The sequence below is a fragment of the Finegoldia sp. BIOML-A2 genome, from assembly GCF_009678315.1.
Classification (GTDB): Bacteria; Bacillota; Clostridia; order Tissierellales; family Peptoniphilaceae; genus Finegoldia; species Finegoldia magna.
Genome location: NZ_WKZE01000007.1, coordinates 55,653 through 74,617, shown reverse-complemented (window position 1 = coordinate 74,617; position 18,965 = coordinate 55,653). Strand labels below are relative to the sequence as shown.

The window sequence follows — 18,965 nt, the reverse complement described above, 5'->3', positions numbered from 1 at the left end:
TATGGTAAGAAACCAAAAAGTTCTTCTTTAGGTGTTTTATATTTTATACATTTCCTAGGTCTATTATTCATTAAACTTAAGTTATAATTTAAATCAACTATATCTACTTCTGATAAATCCATACCCTTAGGATAAAACTCCCTTAAAAGTCCATTACTATTTTCATTTGTACCCTTTTGCCATGCACAATATGGGTCACAAAAATAAGTTTTACATCCTAACTCCTTTTCTATTCTCTCAAATTCTGAAAATTCTTTACCTCTATCAAAAGTTATTGTTTTTACTAATTCTTTTGGAAAATCTTTTAGTGCATTGATTATTGCGGGTGTTACATTTTCTGATTTTCTATTTTCAACTAGAATTGCTATATAGTATCTAGATTTTCTTTCCGCTAAAGTTACGAAACAGTATCCACTTTTTCTTTTATGATCGAACCTGCCTGATTCTACTGTATCTGCTTCCCAGTGACCTAGCTCTTTCCTTTTGTATATTTCTTTAGGTCTTTTCTTAATAGTTCTGCCTTTATCGTTAAATTTTCCTCTTTTTTCTGCTGGCCTTTTAAACTTTCCTTTTCTTCTTAGATTTTTCATACTAGTTTTTGGAAGTTTTTTTGCGTGTATGAGCCTATATATGGTTGATGTAGATGGTATATGATTAATAGCATTTGTATTTCTATTTGATATTTGTTCAGGTGACCAATGTTCATTAATTTTTATAGTTAAATACTCAATAACATCTTTAGAAAACTTGGTTTTCCTATGACAATCTTTTCTTCTATCACGGTATTTGTCATTTGCCTTTATTGGGAAGTATTTAGTGTAACTTCTTCTACTGGATTTTATTTTAGAAGAATTTCTTTTAATTTCTCGAGATATTGTACTAGGTGACCTTTTAAGCGCTTGTGCAATTTTCCTTATACTCATTCCTAAATTTAAAAATTGATAGATACAAGATCTCTCTTCTATGGTAAGATGGTTATAGCTCATAGTTAATCGCTCCTTTTAATATGTTTTGTTTGGTCACTTACATATTAACACAGCTGATTAGCTATGAGTTATTTTGTGTTGCACTTGTTATGATAAATTATCTGCAAGAAAATAAAGATAAAACACAATATAGTCAATTAATCATATGATATAATTAAAATGAAATATTACGTAAAATTTTATAAAACATAATAAGAAATTAACATAAATAGGAGAGATGAAAATGGCAGTAGTATCAAATGAAAATAACGACATCGACGCATTCGAAGATGCATACGAATATTTGATATCCAACTATGCAAGTAATGCAGGAAAATCAGGAGGAGAATTCTTCACTCCACAAACAGTGTCCAAACTTTTGGCAAGGCTTGTAATGGACGGAAAAACAAGCATTAACAAGGTATATGATCCAACATGTGGGGAACGTGTCATAATAGTGATGAGTGCAGTTTGTGTTAATAAATCAACGGTTTCAGGAACTTTAACTAAATATATTTCGTGCATTGCTTAGAGTAATTAGGATCTAATTGCTGTGAGCAGTGCATGAGAGGTAAGGACATTAGCTCTTGAATAGTTGATAATTATCTAATACAATCATGTTTAAGGTAATAGTTAGTTACGCATCAGTAGAAATAATATTTATTTAGACAGGAGGAAATAAAGTGAGTCAAGAAAATAAGATAAATCAATCTTGCTGAAGTTCAATACAAAAAACCATTGGTACAGTGGAAGAAAAAGAAAATTGCCCCAAATGTTACGAAATAGGAGAAAAGGTTAAGAATATAACTGTAAAGCATATGGTATCAGAAAACCTTAGGGGAAAGGTTGCAGATGAAGAAACTTACTATTTATGTATGAATGAAGATTGTGATGTCGTGTATTATAACATAAACAATGAAAGAGTTTTTTATAAGGAAGAAGTAAAAGTTCCTATATGGTTTAAAAAGAATGCAAATCCCAAATATATATGCTATTGCAACCAAGTTACAGAGCAACAAATTATAAATGCTGTTTTAGATGATGGTGCAAAGAATATTAAAGATATTATTAGACTTACAGGGGCAATGAAAAATGGAAAGTGCGAAATTAACAATCCTTTGGGTAAATGCTGTAGTCCTCTTATTCAAGAAACCATCAATAAAGCATTAAATAGCAAAGAATAGTTTGCGACACATAATTTATAAAGTACGTCACAACAGTAATAAAATTAAAGATAATAAAAAACTATAGAATTAAAACTTTTGGAAATATTGTGTGTTTCAGAGATTTGGAAAAGGCTACTGAAGATGCTAAAAAAACTTTTGGCGATGAAAACAGTGTAAATATTATTCTTGAAAAAAGCTACGAAGAATATATGGAAGGTTTTACAGATAAAGAATGGCAAAGTTCTTGTTGAAGAAGAAAAATTAAAAGAAGGCGCATATCATTTTATCAATAAGTCAATAGCGAAAGGTTTCGTGGATTACGCCGGTACTGGATTGGATAAAATCTTGCCACCAACATCTCGTAGACAAGGTGCAAGGGAAAAGAAAAAACAAATTGTACTAACAAAAATAGAAAAAATTGTAGAAGTTTTTGTAGGAATATAAATTGTTGAGGGGAGCTAAAAAATGAGTGGTCAAATGAAAAATAGTATAGATTCGAAGAAAATATTTTACGGAATTACAATATTTTCAGTGTTGTTATTTGTTGTTGGAATTATAATTACTGTGACAAATAATCCGTTGAATGGTGGTGTAGCCAATGTGTTGAACAATGAATTTTTTAATCACATTACGATGTTTGTTCCTTTTTCGATGTGGGCTTGGTTAATCATTTTTGCTATTTTCTTTGTAAAAAAGAATTGGGTAGTTGTAACTACTTGTATTGTCTTGGCAATTCCGCATTTAATTTTAATTGCGGTGCTGGTTATAGATTCACACAGTCTGTCGGAAATTCTAAAATGGTATGTTATGATTTTAAGTTTCGGAAGTGTTGTTCTGTAAATAGAAAAGACTATCCAGATGAGAAAAATATGTTTGCATTTGGAATGGGGGGCTTATCCTATCCAAGAATTAAATAGCAATGGTTATATTATAGATGATATGAGCGTTGAAGAATTGGGATTTAGTGGTGATATTGCGAAAAAATTAAAATCACGCAAAAACTTTATAATGATTTGTTTGTAAACAACGAAAAAGAATTTTTGTATATTGGAACTAAAAAACCAAATGATATTATATAGAATAAAAGAATTATACGAAGAAGTAGCACAATTGAATATTTGAGAATTTTAGTGAAAAGTAAAATTATCATTTCAAATTTATTGGGGAAGCTTTTTAAGTTTTCCTTTTTAATTTCAAAAACTTAGATATGTTGTAGGATTTTGTTGTTGATATGAAAGGTCAAAGATGGTATAATTTAAGAAAGATATATTTTTTTATTCAATTAGTCAGAGAAAGTCAAAAGAGGTGATAGTATGGCAGGGCTTAGTAACAGCATTGAAGCTTTTTTGAAGGAATTGTTGAGTAATACTGACGATGATTTCATTGAAATAGGCAGAAATGATCTTGCCAATCAATTTAATTGCGCTCCATCGCAAATTAATTACGTTCTGACTACTAGATTTACTCCTTACAAGGGTTATTATATTGAAAGTAGACGCGGTGGAAGTGGATATGTTAAAATAATAAAATTAACAATTAAAGACAGTAATCCGATTAAGGAGATTGTCGAAAATGTTATTGGAGATAGAATTACAAAGGATAAGTCGAATAATATTATTAATATGCTTTTGGATGAGGAATTGATAACTGAAAGGGAAGCTTTGGTTATGGTTCACGCTTTGGAGGATAATACTTTGTCGAAGGTGGATTTTAATGACAGGAATATTCTGAGGGCTGATTTGTTGAAGAATATGTTATTGGCTTTTATGAGATAGAGGTGATTATATGAATTGCGATAATTGTGGCAAACCTGCTTTTATTCAAGTTAAAATTGTGGGACCATTTGGTGCTCGTGATGTGAATTTGTGTCATGATTGCTATGAAGAATATATGAATAATTTGAAGAATGAGATTATTTCGAATTCTGATTTTAAGTTTGATTCTGATCAAGAATTGAACGAAAACAAGGAGCTTTTTGAAGAAATCGCAAAGCAAATTTCTGATGTGGTGGAGCATTTGCCTTTTGAAAAGGTACAACAATCTTCAAAGAAAGATGTTGACGATAAAAGTGTGTGTCCAGTGTGCAATATGCCGTTTGATGAGTTGAAGAATTATTCATCGATTGGTTGCAAATATTGTTACGATCATTTCAGAGATTTCATCATGGATAAGAGAAATTCGAAAAGTTATCCAAAATATTACAGGGGCAAATTCCCTAAGAATTTTGAAAAGGCAAAGGAAATTTTGGAGAAGTTGGATAGTTTGTCTGATGAGCTTTTCATTGCAATGGATAATGAGGAATTTGAAAAGTGTCACGATATTCAAACGAAGATTGACGATTTGGAATTGAAATTACAAGAGTATAGGGAAAAATGTTATGAATAATTCAAGTGTTGTAATGAAATCTGATGTGTCGTTGAGGAGAAATTTGTCGGACTATAATTTTATGTTGGTTATAGATACGGATTCTTGCGATGATATGAAATCAGATATTAAAAAAGAATTGAATAATTTGGAATATTTGAAGGAGTCTAGCGTTTATTCTTTTAAGGATACTAAAAGTACGAACAGAGATTATCTAAGAAAACAAGGATACATTTCTAGTGCTTATTATGAGGATGTGTCTCCCGAAGTTATCATAAATAGCGATAAAAAATGCGTGTTTACTTTGGCAGATAATGACCACATTTGCATTACTGCTTACGATTTTGGGAAAAATTTGAGAGATATTTACGAAAAATGTCTGAATATTGAAGAAAAATTGAATGACAAATTGAATTTTGCTTTCGATATTGATTTTGGATATTTGTCAGATGATTTCTACGATTCGGGATGTATGATGGATGTGAGCGTGTGTATGAACTTGAAGGCTTTGGAGTATTTCAACAAGATAGACGATATTCAAGATGTTGCAAGATACAGAGGATATATGTTTGAGAGAGCTTTCAATTCTAATACGAAAAGTTCGATTTACAGGCTTACGACTAATGGTCATTTGGTGGATCCTGAATATATTATCAATGATATGACGCTTTTGATTGATTCGATTTCTAGAAAGGAAATTGAAAACAGACGCATTTTATTCGAAAATAATCCTGAGTTTAAGGATGACCTTTTGAGAAGTGTGTCGATGCTAAAATATTCAAGAGTTTTGGATGAAATTGAAGGAATGAACAGGATTGGAGATTTACTGATAGCTATCGATTTTGGCATAGTCGATGGGTTCAATGTAGATGATATTCTGGACTTGTACGATAAGACAAATAAGTTGAAGCTTGAAAAATTTCGTGAAAACAATAAATTGAATCAAAACATTGGAGTTTTGAGAAGCGAAATTATCAAGGATACTTTGGAAAGACAGGTGAAAAATTGAGAAAATCAGATATTTATAATTTAAGAACTGAGGCTGTGTATGAGGCAATTAGTTTGAAGCACGCGGATCTTGGAGTGGAGCATGTGCTACTTGCTATGTTCAAGTTTGATTTCAAGGCGTCTCAATATTTGAAAAAACACGGTGGAAATTACGAAAAAATTAGAAATTTAATTATAGATGAGTTGGGTTATGGAGACAGCAAGGAAACTAATCAAAGAATTAGCCCGAAACTTGAAGAAATAATCACTCAAGCTGTGGGATTGTCTAACACTTACGGAGAAAGAGCGATTACTCCAGAACACATTATGGCAGCGCTCTGCATGGATAGTTCTAACTACGCTAATCATTTGATGAAAAAAACAGGCGTGGATACTATGAAATTGACAGCGGAACTTCGAAAATACTTCTTCATGAAGATGAAGAGAGAACAAGGAGATGTCAACGACACATCAGCTAGTTCTTCTAAGTCAAGTGAGATTGAAAAGTACACTAAGAATTTGAACGAATTGGCAAAAGAAGGAAAGATCGACCCTTGTATCGGTCGTGAGGAAGAAATCGAAAGGATTATTCAAGTTCTTCTTAGACGTAAGAAAAATAACCCTGTGTTGATTGGAAATCCTGGTGTCGGAAAGACTGCTATCGTGGAAGGCTTGGCTGTAAAGATTGTCAACGGAGATGTTAATGATATTTTCAAGGACAAGGAGATTTTGTCATTGGATTTGGCAGCGTTGTTGGCTGGAACAAAATACAGAGGAGATTTTGAAGAAAGAATCAAAAAAGTTATCGATACTTTGTCAAATTCTGAAAACAAAATTTTATTTATAGATGAACTTCATTCGTTGATGGGCGCAGGTGGTGCAGAGGGCGCATTGGATGCATCAAATATTTTGAAACCATCATTGGCGAGAGGCGATTTGCAAATAATCGGAGCTACAACTATCAATGAATACAGAAAAACTATCGAAAAGGACCAAGCTTTTGAGAGAAGACTTCAAACTATCATGGTAGATGAGCCTTCTGTTTCGGATTCTATACAAGTTATTGAAGGATTGAAGGACAAATACGAATCACACCATCACGTTCTAATTAGTGACGAAGCAATCAAAGCGAGTGTTGAATTATCGCACAGATATTTGAACGACAGATATTTGCCAGACAAGGCGATAGATTTGATAGATGAAGCTCAATCGATGGTTAGAGTGAAAAACTTCACTGGTGGCAAAAATTATGCGAAAATTCTAGAAGAATTAGAAGAAGAAAAACAAGAAGCTATTCAAAATTCTGACTTTTTACTTGCAGCAGAAAAAAGAGATGCCATCAAGGAAGTAGAAGCAGAAATGGAAGAAGAAGACCAAGACGAAAACAAATTGGAAATTGGATTCGATGAAATAGCGAATATCGTGTCACGCTGGGCAAAAGTTCCAGTGTCTAAGTTAACAGAATCAGAATCACAAAAATATTTGTTCTTGGCTGATAATTTGAAAAAAGTTGTCATCGGACAAGACAAGGCTATCGATTCTATTTCTAATGCAATTAAAAGAGCACGTGTCGGACTCAAAAATCCTAACAAGCCAATTGGATCATTTGTGTTTGTCGGACCAACTGGTGTTGGTAAAACATACTTGGCAAAGAAACTTGCTAAGGAATTGTTCAATGATGAGAATGCGATGATCAGAATTGACATGACAGAATATATGGAAAAACACTCCGTATCAAAATTGATAGGATCTCCTCCAGGATATGTTGGTCATAATGATGGTGGACAATTAACTGATATGGTGCGTACGAAACCATATTCTGTAATATTGTTTGATGAAATCGAAAAGGCGCATCCAGATGTTTTCAACACGCTTTTGCAAGTTTTGGACGACGGTAGACTTACGGACTCCAAAGGACGTGTGGTTAATTTCAAAGACACTGTAATCATAATGACATCAAACATTGGAGCAAGTGAACTTGAAAGCAAAAATGTAATTGGGTTTAATACAGCAGAAGATGTTGAAGTTGATGAATACAACAGAAACAAAGAAACTATCAACAATGCAATGAAGTCGATGTTCAAGCCAGAATTTATGAATAGATTAGACGATGTTATCGTGTTTAGTAATTTGAACAAGGAAAATGTAAAAGAAATTGCTGGATTAATGATGGATGAATTGGTTGAGAGAATGGCGAAGAATGATTTGATAATTTCATATGACGAAAAAATCTTGGATTATCTTGTAGACAAAGGATACGACAAGAAATTCGGAGCAAGACCTCTTGAAAGACTTATCAGGACAGATATTGAAAATGAACTTGCCGACAAGATCCTAAACGGAGATATCGACAGAACAAGAAAAACTACGATAACTGTAGTCAACGACAAAGTAAGCTTTAGAAGATATGTAAGACGCAAAAAGACTGTGAAACAATAATATGAAAAAGAAAACAAAATACGTGTGCAAAAATTGTGGCTACGAGCAAGCCATGTGGATAGGAAAATGCCCCAACTGTAACAGTTGGGGCTCTATGCAAGAACAAGAAATCGTTGATGAAAAATCGAATACTACAACAACAAGTTCAACCAAATCTTCAAAAGCGGTTAAATTGGTCGATGTAAAGATAGATTCATCGGAGAGAATTCAATCGTCGATTACTGAATTAAACAGAGTTTTTGGTGGAGGACTTGTCAGAGATTCCGTGTCAATTCTAACTGCAAGACCAGGAGCTGGAAAATCAACTTTGCTGTTGGAACTTGCAAATGATTTGGCTTCTAAAAATATAAAAGTTCTCTACATTTCTGGAGAAGAATCCACATCTCAAATCAAACAAAGAGCGATGAGAACTATGGAGAAAATCCCGGAAAATATTTGGTTGATTTCAACGACAAGCATGGACAACGCTTTGGATTCTATTCACAAAATAAAACCGAATGTGATTTTCTTGGATAGTATTCAAACATTTCAGCTTCGTGAGTACACTTCACGTCCAGGCTCTCCTGTGCAAACTGTTGAATGTGCGAATAAAATCGTAGAAATCTGCAAAAATCCCGAAAAACCAACTCTTGCGATTATGGTTGGGCATATGACAAAATCAGACGAAATGGCAGGACTCAGAACGCTTGAACACTTGGTAGATACTGTGCTTTATTTGGAAGGTGAAAGTGACGATCCATTGAGATTGTTGACAACGACAAAAAATAGATTCGGTCGAACTGGAGAGATTGGACTGTTTAATATGCAAGAAGATGGAATAAAGGAAATCACCGATGCGTCAGATTATTTCGTCACAAAAAGAAAAAAAGATGTAAATGGTGCAGCACTTTCTGTAATAAAAGAAGGGTCACGAATTTTGGTTGTCGAGGTTGAAGCATTGGTGTCCAAATCATTCACTCCGTATCCTCAAAGAATAGGTGACAGTCTTCGTAAAGACCAATTGAATACACTCATTTCTATCTTGGAAGAACGCGCAGGGATGAATATGTACGACAAGAATGTCATCATCAAAACCACAGGAGGAATCAAAATCCAAGAACAATCCGTGAATTTGTCCATAATAATGGCAATTGCATCATCACTTATGAACAAACCAATTCCATCTGATGTTGTGTTCATTGGAGAAGTTGGATTGACAGGAGAAATCAAAAGAGTTCCACAAATAGAAACCAGATTAAAAGAAATCGAAAGATTGGGATACAAAAAAGTTTACATCTCACAAAACACAAATCTAACACAAAAATACGATCTTGAAATCAAACAATTTGATAGTATAAGATCTGTAATATCAGATATATTTTAGAAGACACTCACAAAAATAGAGTGTCTTTTTCTAATTCTTTCCTAATATTAATTTATTATTATCAATATAGGTTTTTATAGCTGACAAATCATTTTTATCATACAAATCCAATAGATATTGTCTGTGGATTTTGGATTCTTCTTGACCATCCTTGTAAATTGGATAATCTTCGTTTTCTTTCATGGACTGCATAGCCTTTTTCAAATCATCATCAGAATCAATGCCGTATCTTTCAGAATACGGATTGTAAGAATACATAGTTTTACTCTTACACATTGTGAATGAGAACGTCATTACAGCACATAAAAAAATTATAAATAATTTGCTACGTTTCATAAAAGCCTCCAAACTTTTTATTTAATTTAATTATAAAACGTTTTCTAAAAAAAAACAACTCCTATATACAAAAAAAGAGTGGACTATGTCCACTCTTAAAATTATAATTCTTTTTCTATTTCGTCTAATATTTCCAATAATTGTGGAAGGATTTCTTCAAGAACTCCATCGTTCATTGGGTTTTTGATGTTACCAGCTTTTATTATTCCGAAGAATGATTGGCTTCCACCAACTTTACAGATTTCAAGGTAATCTTTGAAAGCTTCTTCGCGGTTCTTTCTTGATTTCAATAAGAATTGGAATGCGCAAACTTGTGCCAATGTGTAATCAATGTAATAGAATGGGTTATTGAAGATGTGACCTTGTCTGTACCACCAAGTTCCTTTTTCTAAGAATTCATCATCATAATCCAAGTTTGGACGATACATCAATTCTATTTCGTGGTATTTTGCTTTTCTTTCTTCAGATGTTGCATCTGGATTTTCGTATACGAAGTGTTGGAAATGGTCGATAGTTACACCGTAAGGAATGAAACTGATAGCTCCATCTAAGTGAGAGAATTTGAATTTGTTAGTTTCTTCTTCGAAGAACAATTCCATCCATGGCCATGTCAAAAATTCCATACTCATTGAATGAATTTCACACGCTTCAAATGTTGGCCAGATGTATTCGAAAATTCTTCCGTCCATTGAAGTATAAGATTGGAATGCATGACCAGCTTCGTGAGTCATTACTTCGACATCGTGAGTAGTTCCGTTGAAGTTTGCGAAGATAAATGGAGATTCATAATCTTCAATTGTCGTACAATATCCGCCGCCTTCTTTTCCTTTTTTACTTTCCAAATCGAATAATTCTCTTTCATACATAAAATCGAAGAATTTTTTAGTTTCTGGTGACAATTCTGAGTACATTTTCTTAGCGTTATCTACCAAGAAGTCTTTTTCTCCGTGAGGTTTTGCATTACCATCTGTGAACATTACGTTGTTATCGTAAGCTTTCATATCTTCAATGCCAATTCTCTTTGATTGTTTCTTTCTCAATTCAAGATAAACTGGTGTTACGTATTTTTTGACAAATTCTCTGTATTTTGCAACATCATTCTTGTCATAATCAGTTCTCATTAATGATTTGTATTGGTATTCAATGTATGAATCAAATCCCAAAGCTTTAGCCATATCTGTTCTAACGTGAACCATTTCATCGTAAATATCGTCGATTTCTTTTTCGTGTTCTGAGAAAAATTCTGAGATTTTTCTTGTGGCAGCTTTTCTTTCATCACGATCTTTTGATTGTGTGTAAGGAGCCATTTGTGACAATGTCAATGTTTTATTGTCAAATTCGATTTGTGCAGATGCTATTAATTTGTTGTATTTAGTAGTTAATTGGTTTTCTTTTTGTTTGAATGGAACAGCCTTTTCATTAAAAATCAATTGACAGCTTATTAAATCAAACAAATGTTGTCCGAAATGTTTAACCAATTCGTCTTTGAATTTGGAGTTGTCGATAGCTTCGTACATTTTAGTGTCAAGCACTGAATAATGTGGCATGTATTCATCCAAGAAATCTTGTTCTTCTTTGTAGAATTCATCATTAGTATCGATCGTGTGACGAATGTATGCAAGGTTGACATTAGTGCTTAATGTTTTCTTGTATTTGTCCATTTCTTCCATGATTTTGATTTGTTCTTCAGAAGTTGTGGAATCGTTAAATCTTTTGATAAAATCTTCGACCTTTTTCTTGTCTTCTTCGAAGTTAGGTCTAGTGTATTTGTATTCTGTAAATTTCATTTTTTCACCTCTAAAATTATTTTATCATATTTTGATACTATGTAAATGTTTTTATGGTTGATAAATTCAATAAGCTATCGGTTTGAGATATAATATAAAAAAGGAGATGAAAAAATGAACTCTGATTACAAAGACAAAATCAAAGGAGCGTTGTATGCATTTGCGATAGGTGATAGCATGGGCGCTACGACTGAATTTATGACAGAAGAGGAAATCTCTGAAAAATACGGTAAGGTTACAGATATTGTCGGAGGTGGTTGGCTTGATTTGAATCCAGGAGAATGCACTGATGATACCGATATGAGTATTTGTGTTATGAATTCTCTGATGGAAAATGACCGTGATAATTTTGAGAAAAATACTATGAAAAATTTCGTGGAGTGGTACAATACTCATCCAAGAGGTATTGGCAATCAATGTAGACGTGCAATCGAACACTACATTCAGTACGAAATATTTATCGAAGAAGATGATACAGCGCTTGGAAATGGAAGTTTGATGAGAGCACTTCCTTGTGCACTGCTAGATAATGAAACTTCTGAAGAACTGAACATAAAACAAGGAAGACTCACTCACAATAACGAAATGTGTGACAGAATTTTAAAAGAATACACACAAATTATCAGAGATAATATCAATGGAAAAAAACATGAACTAAAAGATACGCAATTGTTAAAACCATCAGGATATATCGTGAACACTTTCAATAATGCGATTCATTGGGCTAAGGAAAATTCAATTGAAGATTGTATTATAAATGCTGTAAATCACGGGGGAGATTCTGACACGATAGCTGCAATTGCTGGGAGTATAAGTGGATCAATTCATGGATATTCTACAATTCCTAAAAGGTGGATTGAAAAGTTAGACGAAAATGTAAAAAAGCAAATTGAAAAATTCGTAGAGTATTTGGAAAATCAAATATAAAAGCAATAAAAAATCCTGCATTTCGCAGGATTTTTTGAGTTATATTATTCTGTTATATCTTCTCCGTTATAAGCGTGAGTAAATATCATTTTAACTATTTCTGGATTTGATTCACGTGGGTTTGTCAAAGTACATGGATCTTCGTAAGCGTTCTTGCTCATTTCATCTAATACTTCGTCAAATTTTTCTTTGTTAAATCCGAATTTTTCTTCAACTTCTTTCAATGTTGGTGGAATGCCAACTTTTTTAGCTAATTCTCTAACAGCGATTGGATAATCTTCAACGTTTAATTCTTTTTCAATCCAATCAACTTTGTCAGTAGCTTTTCTGTTAAATTGTGTGATGTATGGAAGTAGAATTGCGTTAGCAAGTCCGTGAGTAATTCCAAATTCTCCACCAATTTTGTGTGCTAATGAGTGAACTAAACCAAGTGAAGCTGATGTGAATGCGATACCTGCCATTGTTGATGCATTATGCATTTTTTCACGAGCTTCCATGTCATCTGGATTTTCACAAGCTTTTGGTAAATATTCAAATACCAATTTCAATGCGTGAATTGCAAGTGCATCAGTATAATCGTTAGCTATATTAGATACTAATGCTTCAGTTGCGTGTGCTACAACGTCCATACCAGTATTTGCTGTAACTGATTTTGGCATCTTAGATGGTAGGACTGGATCTACTATAGCGATGTCTGGGACGATGTGATCAGATACCAATGGGTATTTGATGTGTTTTTCTGTGTCAGTGATTACTGAGAATGCTGTGATTTCACTTGCTGTACCAGAAGTTGATGGAATTCCTACAAATTTTGCTTTTTTACGAAGTTCTGGAAGTGATCCTGGTTCGATAATGTCTTCGAATTTTAATTCAGGATGTTCATAAAAAGCCCACATACATTTTGCAGCGTCCATTGCAGAACCGCCACCTAATGCTACAATCCAATCTGGTTGGAATTCTTGCATTTTCTTAGCGCCTGCTTCAACAGTTGTAACTGATGGATTTTCTTCAACGCCATCAAAAACACATACTTCCATGTTTGCTTTCTTCAATTCTTCACAAGCTCTGTCTACGAAACCGTTTTTCTTCATAGAATTACCGCCTGTAACTATGATTGCTTTCTTACCTTTTAATTCACTTAATTTTGAAAAAGCTCCTTCTCCAAAGTGAATAAAACCTGGAATATGAAGTACTCCGTTTGCCATAATAAATCACTCCTTTTGTAATTTGTACAAAAACTTATATGTTTCTGCTATAATAATATTATATCAATATTGGAATCGTTTAGTCAAATAAAAAACGAAATATTTAACGAATAAATCATATAGTGTTAAAGTATTTTAGCACGACAAATAACAACGATATTTTAAAACGTTCTTTTATAATTTGAAAAGAGTTTCATAAAAATTTGGGAAATCAAAAAGGGGGAATAAAATGTCAGAAGAAAATAAAACGAAAAACGTGAAGAAGAAAATATGGATTATTTTGGTAGTTGTACTTATATTCTTGGCATCTTTTAGTGCGTTGGTGTTCAAATCAGCAGGATTTCAAAGATTTAAGAAAAATGTAAAAAGTGAGTACAGCGGTGGAATCAAAAGAGAGATTATAATTTACAACGCAGAAGGAAAAGAAATTTTCAAAAAAGAAGGCAAATTCGATTTTACTTACGATGACAAATGCATCGAATACATCGATACGCAAACTAATTTGAAACACAATGTGTTTGCAGGAGACAACTCGACTGTAATTATTAATGAATTGAAATAACAAAAAGCAAACTAATAAAATAAGGTAGCCTATATAAGGCTACCCTTTTTTAGTGGTGGAGATGAGGAGATTCGAACTCCTGTCCAAAAATATATCCCTAAGAACTTCTCCGAGTGCAGTCAATTAAGTTTTATTCGTCGATCAAAATTTAATTGACAAAACTATGATCGATATATCCTCTTAAATAATCTCATATATCAGAGGAAAATATACGAGATGTTCCTGCTAATTAGTTGAGATTCAAAAAGAAAACGCAGGACGATTTTCTAGTTTTTGAATCGGCCGCCGTTATTAGGCAGCTAATGCGAAGTTATTATCTTCAGCGTTTATATTTAGTTGTCCTTTTTTTACGTTTGTAGACGAAAACGACTCGCTATTCAAACTTCAATATCCCTGTCGAAACCAAGACATCCCCATATTTTTGTAACTATATTTTATCATAAAATGTGTAATTCTTCAAATAATTGATAAATACATAAACATATTATAAAATGTAATTAATAAAATATTTGGAGGTTTTTATGAAAATAGCAATAGCAGCCGATCACGGTGGATTTGAATTAAAAGATTCAATGGTTGAATATATAAAAAGTTTGGGAAATGAAGTTGTGGATTTGGGAACAAATTCAGCTGATTCAGTAGACTATCCAGATTATGCAAAGAAAGTTTGCGAAGAAATCCAACAAGGAAACTCTGATTTGGGGATTTTGATTTGTGGAACAGGAATTGGTATGAGCTTAGCAGCGAACAAATTCGAAGGAATAAGAGCAGCTTGTGTGTCTGATGTATACAGTGCGAAAATGAGTAGAAATCACAACAACGCGAATGTGCTTTGCATCGGAGCGCGTGTAATTGGAGATGAGGTTGCCAAACTTATCATCAAAACTTTCTTGGAAAATGAATTCGAAGCTGGTCGTCACCAAAGAAGAGTTGACAAGATAATGGCTTTCGAAAAAGAAAACAAGGGATTATAAAATGTCAAAAAAAGCTTTAATTATTGACGGTTCATCGCTTTTATTCAGAGGATTTTACGCTATCAGAGATTTGACTACAAAAGATGGCATTCACACAAATGGTGTGTTTGGTTTTATGAATATGTATTATTCAGTTATGGGAAAACTCGATCCAGAGCTTGTGGTTGTGTGTTTTGATAGAAAAGAGCCAACTTTTAGACACGAAAAATATTCTGAATATAAGGGTAATCGCCAAGAAACTCCAGAAGAACTTATCGTACAATTCGATATGCTTAAAGAATTGTTGAAAGCGATGGGAGTTTCATACATTGATTTAAAAGGATATGAAGCAGACGACATTGCTGGAACTTTGGCAAAACAAGCTTCATCAAAAGACTACGATGTGTATTTGTTAACTGGTGACAAGGATTATCTTCAACTTATCGACGAAAATACTAAAGTTGTTCTTACAAAAAGAGGAATTACTGAAACAAAAATCTACGATGTAGATGCTTTAAAGGAAGAATACGGAATTACTCCTAAGCAAATGATTGATTTGAAAGGTTTGATGGGAGATAAATCGGACAATATTCCGGGAATTGATGGAGTTGGAGAGAAGACTGCTCTTAAATACATTCAAAAATACGGAAGTATTGAGGGATTGTACGAACATGTTGATGAAATCTCAGGCAAGAAAACAAAACAAAAAGTCATTGATGGAGAAAAGAGCGCTTATTTGAGTAGAGAACTTGGGACGATAAACACAGATGTTCCAAAAGATTTAATGGGATTTGTAATCGATGATTGTTCGATAAAAGAAGCTGACAATGATCATTTGATTGAAGTTCTTACAAAACTTGAATTCAATAGTTTTATCAAAAAACTTCCAAACGAAGAATCTAGTGAAAAGTTTGAATACGAAAACTTAGATGTAAATGTAGATGAGATTAAGGCTTATATTAAAGAAAACAAAAAGTTTACTTTTGCATTGTTCAACGATGATTACTATGTCGACAATGAGCCTGTGATTTTTGCACTTTACACTGATAAGGTGTATATAACTAGAAACGTAGACATTGTAAAATCATTCAAGGAAGAATTCGAATCAAAAGATATCAACAAGCTTTCATTTGATATCAAACCATGTATTTATCATTTGATGCGTTATGGCATCGACATTTCGTATAACTACGACGATGTTGTCATCATAGAATATCTTCTAGATCCTTCGAAGACAAGTTATAGCATGGAAAGGTCTGATCCTAAAGTTATAGGTTATGATTTTAAACCGCTTGAAGATATTATAGGTAAAGGCAGATCCAAGAAGACTATTTTGGAATCAGATGACAAAGAAATCGACAATTACGTAGTAAAATACATGATGTTCACAAATAAATTGTACGAAAAGATTTCAGAAATCGAAGAAGAGGATATGATGCATCTTTACAGAGATGTTGAAATTCCTTTGATAAAAGTATTGTGCGATATGGAATTTACGGGAGTTTGTGTAGAAAAAGAAACTTTGGTTGAGATGGGAGAACTTTTCGAAGATGAGATAAAATCAATCGAAGACAGTGTTGAGGAACTTATCGGCAAGAAAATCAACATCAACTCATCAAAGCAATTAGCAGAAGTGTTGTTTGAAGATTTGGAGCTTCCTGTAATAAAAAAGAACAAAACTGGTCCATCGACAGACCAAGAAGTTTTGGAGGCTTTAAGTGGTAGACACGAAATCATCGACTACATTTTAAGATACAGAACTATTGCGAAACTCAAAACAACATATATCGATGGAATGGTTGATTTAATTAAAGAAGACGGCAAAATCCACACGACTTTCCAACAAACTATAGCGCAAACTGGAAGAATTAGCTCCACTAACCCTAATTTGCAAAATATTCCTATTAGAACTGAAGAAGGAAGACTTATCAGAAAAGCATTTGTTCCAAGCGAAGGAAGTGTTCTGTTGGATGCGGATTATTCTCAAATTGAGCTTAGAGTGTTGGCTGATTTGGCAAATGATGAAGTGATGCTTGATGCATTCAAAAACGGAGCAGACATTCACAGAAAAACTGCCAGCGAAGTGTTTAAGGTTGATTTTGACAAGGTAACATCACTTCAAAGATCCAACGCAAAAGCTGTAAATTTCGGTATTGTTTACGGAATTGGAGATTATTCTTTGAGTAAAGATTTGCACATAACTAGAAAAGAAGCCAAGGAATATATCGAAAATTATTTGAACACGTACAAAGGCATAAAGCAATACATGGAAGATATAGTTGCAATTGGTAAGGAAAAAGGCTACGTTGAAACTATTATGAAAAGAAGAAGATACATTCCTGAATTGAAATCCAAGAACTACAATGTCAGAAGCTTTGGAGAACGTGTGGCACTTAATACGCCAATTCAAGGCTCTGCAGCGGATATAATTAAGGTAGCAATGGTGAAATTCTACGATAGATTGAATGAAGAAAATCTAAAAGCCAAGTTAATCTTGCAAGTTCACGATGAGCTTATTGTTGATTGTCCAGAAGATGAAAGAGAAAAAGTTCTAGAAATTATGAAAGATGTTATGACACATGCTGTTGATCTGAAGGTCGATATGAAGATTGATGTTAACAGCGCAGATAATTGGTATGATGCAAAATAAAAAAATCATCGTAGTATGTGGTAATATAGCCAGCGGAAAAAGTACGGTGTGCAAAAGAATCAGAGAAAAAGGCTTTGTTGTAATAGATTTGGATGAGATTACTCACCAAATCTATGAACATGGCACAGAACTATATTATAAGCTCATAGATGAGTTTGGCGAAGGAATTTTGGACGAAAATTCTAACATCGATAGGAAGAAACTTTCCAACATTGTATTTAATTCAAAAACATTACTAAAAAAACTTGAAGAATTGACACATACTGATATAATATTAAGAGTAGTAAAAAGAATTAAGAAGGAAAAATCTGATTTGATTTTTCTGGAAATTTCTATGTATTTGGAAAGCAAAAATTTGATTGATAAATACATTGATGTCGACGAAGATTGGGTAGTTGTAGCTGATAGAAATATCAGAATTCAAAGGATAATAGATAGAAACAACTTTGATTACGATACTGCAGTTACAAGAATTAATTCTCAACTAGACTATGAGAAAAAAATTAGTGAATTTGACGAAGTTATTGTAAACAACACGACTGAAGCTGATCTGCTACAAAAAGTTGACGAACTAATAGATAGGAAAAAAATATGAAATTTATTAAAAGATTTTTAATCACGATTATTTCTATTATTGTGATTGTGTTTTTAGTTGGATTTGGCGTGAGCGCTTATTCAACTATGTCAAGACCAGTGAAATATGTCGATTTGGTTAATACATACGCAAAAGAATACAACGTTGATCCACTTTTGGTTATGAGTGTGATTAAAGTTGAATCTAACTTTGATCCAAGTGTAAAATCAAAAGCTGGAGCTTTGGGGCTTATGCAATTGATGCCAGATACTGCTGAAAGTATTAACAATATGAGAAACACTCACTTTACAGTGGAAGATTTGAAAAAACCTGATAAGAATATTGAAATGGGTACGGCTTATTTGTCCTATTTATTGCACCATTTCAAAAATCACGATTTGGCGATTGCGGCTTATAACGGTGGAATTGGAAATGTAAAAGAATGGTTGTCTAACGAATCTTTTTCAAAAGATGGTCAAACTTTAGACGATATTCCTTCTTCTGAGACGAAATATTATGTTGTAAAGGTTGAAAACCAATACAATATTTACAAGATTTTCTACGAAGATACTAAGCTAGAAGAAAATATGCACAAAAATTTCAAAGTTTGGGCGAAAAACTACATTAAATTAATCAAAAATATTATTAACATATATTAAAAGACCTTTGTACAAAGGTCTTTATCAC

At 33.1% G+C, this 18,965-nt stretch carries 20 protein-coding genes, 1 other RNA gene and 1 pseudogene; 17 read left to right on the top strand and 5 right to left on the bottom strand.

All coding sequences use genetic code 11. The features are described from left to right. On the bottom strand, positions 1–986 hold a 986-nt coding region (locus tag GKF99_RS06830), incomplete at its 3' end, for an IS30 family transposase (protein ID WP_154272968.1). Between the two features lie 241 nt (positions 987–1,227). Here GKF99_RS06830 and GKF99_RS06825 point away from each other — a divergent pair. The 11 genes and pseudogenes from GKF99_RS06825 to radA form a co-directional block, all read left to right on the top strand. Beyond that, positions 1,228–1,497 (top strand): annotated as a pseudogene (locus GKF99_RS06825) (N-6 DNA methylase); the annotation flags it as partial. A 169-nt stretch (positions 1,498–1,666) separates the two neighbouring features. Further along, the gene (locus GKF99_RS08830) at positions 1,667–2,149 is read left to right on the top strand and encodes a Csac_0668 family 2Fe-2S cluster-binding (seleno)protein (RefSeq protein ID WP_275077080.1); all 483 of its coding nucleotides are present in this window, start codon (positions 1,667–1,669) and stop codon (positions 2,147–2,149) included. Positions 2,150–2,238: 89 nt separating this feature from the next. After that, positions 2,239–2,382, top strand: coding sequence for a hypothetical protein (locus tag GKF99_RS08720; RefSeq protein ID WP_241673581.1), 144 nt, complete (start codon positions 2,239–2,241; stop codon positions 2,380–2,382). After that, positions 2,318–2,575 (top strand): hypothetical protein, encoded by a 258-nt coding sequence (locus GKF99_RS06815; protein WP_227930580.1) that lies wholly within the window; start codon positions 2,318–2,320, stop codon positions 2,573–2,575. Before GKF99_RS08720 ends, GKF99_RS06815 begins: the two co-directional genes overlap by 65 nt. 33 nt (positions 2,576–2,608) lie before the next feature. Then, a complete protein-coding gene (locus GKF99_RS06810; protein WP_241673580.1) occupies positions 2,609–2,971 on the top strand; it encodes a hypothetical protein in 363 nt (120 codons plus the stop codon). 18 nt (positions 2,972–2,989) lie between these two features. Beyond that, the gene (locus GKF99_RS06805; RefSeq protein WP_154272967.1) at positions 2,990–3,154 is read left to right on the top strand and encodes a hypothetical protein; all 165 of its coding nucleotides are present in this window, start codon (positions 2,990–2,992) and stop codon (positions 3,152–3,154) included. Between the two features lie 290 nt (positions 3,155–3,444). Continuing rightward, positions 3,445–3,906, top strand: coding sequence for a CtsR family transcriptional regulator (locus GKF99_RS06800; protein ID WP_154272966.1), 462 nt, complete (start codon positions 3,445–3,447; stop codon positions 3,904–3,906). Positions 3,907–3,916: 10 nt separating this feature from the next. Next, complete coding sequence (locus GKF99_RS06795; protein WP_094210321.1) at positions 3,917–4,516, top strand: hypothetical protein; 600 nt, start codon at positions 3,917–3,919, stop codon at positions 4,514–4,516. After that, positions 4,509–5,504, top strand: coding sequence for an ATP--guanido phosphotransferase (locus tag GKF99_RS06790; RefSeq protein ID WP_154272965.1), 996 nt, complete (start codon positions 4,509–4,511; stop codon positions 5,502–5,504). Before GKF99_RS06795 ends, GKF99_RS06790 begins: the two co-directional genes overlap by 8 nt. Then, a complete protein-coding gene (locus GKF99_RS06785) occupies positions 5,501–7,921 on the top strand; it encodes an ATP-dependent Clp protease ATP-binding subunit (RefSeq protein ID WP_154272964.1) in 2,421 nt (806 codons plus the stop codon). Before GKF99_RS06790 ends, GKF99_RS06785 begins: the two co-directional genes overlap by 4 nt. Position 7,922: 1 nt before the next feature. After that, positions 7,923–9,284: a DNA repair protein RadA gene (gene radA / locus GKF99_RS06780; protein WP_154272963.1), complete on the top strand. Its 1,362-nt coding sequence runs from the start codon at positions 7,923–7,925 to the stop codon at positions 9,282–9,284. Positions 9,285–9,314: 30 nt separating this feature from the next. On the opposite strand, the gene GKF99_RS06775 is transcribed toward radA, so the two are convergent. After that, entirely contained in the window at positions 9,315–9,620 is a 306-nt protein-coding gene (locus tag GKF99_RS06775; RefSeq protein WP_154272962.1) for a hypothetical protein, read from the bottom strand. A 101-nt stretch (positions 9,621–9,721) separates the two neighbouring features. After that, entirely contained in the window at positions 9,722–11,407 is a 1,686-nt protein-coding gene (locus GKF99_RS06770; RefSeq protein WP_154272961.1) for a M3 family oligoendopeptidase, read from the bottom strand. A gap of 114 nt (positions 11,408–11,521) precedes the next feature. On the opposite strand from GKF99_RS06770, the gene GKF99_RS06765 reads away from it, so the two are divergent. Next, positions 11,522–12,334: an ADP-ribosylglycohydrolase family protein gene (locus GKF99_RS06765; RefSeq protein ID WP_154272960.1), complete on the top strand. Its 813-nt coding sequence runs from the start codon at positions 11,522–11,524 to the stop codon at positions 12,332–12,334. Between the two features lie 44 nt (positions 12,335–12,378). On the opposite strand, the gene GKF99_RS06760 is transcribed toward GKF99_RS06765, so the two are convergent. Then, entirely contained in the window at positions 12,379–13,539 is a 1,161-nt protein-coding gene (locus GKF99_RS06760) for an iron-containing alcohol dehydrogenase (RefSeq protein WP_094206807.1), read from the bottom strand. Between the two features lie 229 nt (positions 13,540–13,768). Between GKF99_RS06760 and GKF99_RS06755 the strand changes: the two genes are divergently transcribed. After that, entirely contained in the window at positions 13,769–14,101 is a 333-nt protein-coding gene (locus GKF99_RS06755) for a hypothetical protein (protein WP_094206808.1), read from the top strand. A gap of 53 nt (positions 14,102–14,154) precedes the next feature. On the opposite strand, the gene ssrA is transcribed toward GKF99_RS06755, so the two are convergent. After that, positions 14,155–14,516, bottom strand: a transfer-messenger RNA (tmRNA) gene (gene ssrA, locus GKF99_RS06750). A 106-nt stretch (positions 14,517–14,622) separates the two neighbouring features. On the opposite strand from ssrA, the gene rpiB reads away from it, so the two are divergent. The 4 genes from rpiB to GKF99_RS06730 are packed head-to-tail and all read left to right on the top strand — an operon-like array spanning position 14,623 to position 18,937. Beyond that, positions 14,623–15,075 (top strand): ribose 5-phosphate isomerase B, encoded by a 453-nt coding sequence (gene rpiB / locus GKF99_RS06745; protein ID WP_154254398.1) that lies wholly within the window; start codon positions 14,623–14,625, stop codon positions 15,073–15,075. 1 nt (position 15,076) lies between these two features. Next, positions 15,077–17,704 (top strand): DNA polymerase I, encoded by a 2,628-nt coding sequence (gene polA / locus GKF99_RS06740; RefSeq protein ID WP_154272959.1) that lies wholly within the window; start codon positions 15,077–15,079, stop codon positions 17,702–17,704. Further along, on the top strand, positions 17,691–18,299 hold the full coding sequence (gene coaE / locus GKF99_RS06735; protein ID WP_241673579.1) for a dephospho-CoA kinase: 609 nt from the start codon (positions 17,691–17,693) through the stop codon (positions 18,297–18,299). The genes polA and coaE overlap by 14 nt, the downstream gene beginning before the upstream one ends. Further along, a complete protein-coding gene (locus tag GKF99_RS06730; RefSeq protein WP_154272958.1) occupies positions 18,296–18,937 on the top strand; it encodes a lytic transglycosylase domain-containing protein in 642 nt (213 codons plus the stop codon). The genes coaE and GKF99_RS06730 overlap by 4 nt, the downstream gene beginning before the upstream one ends. Positions 18,938–18,965: the final 28 nt, after the last annotated feature.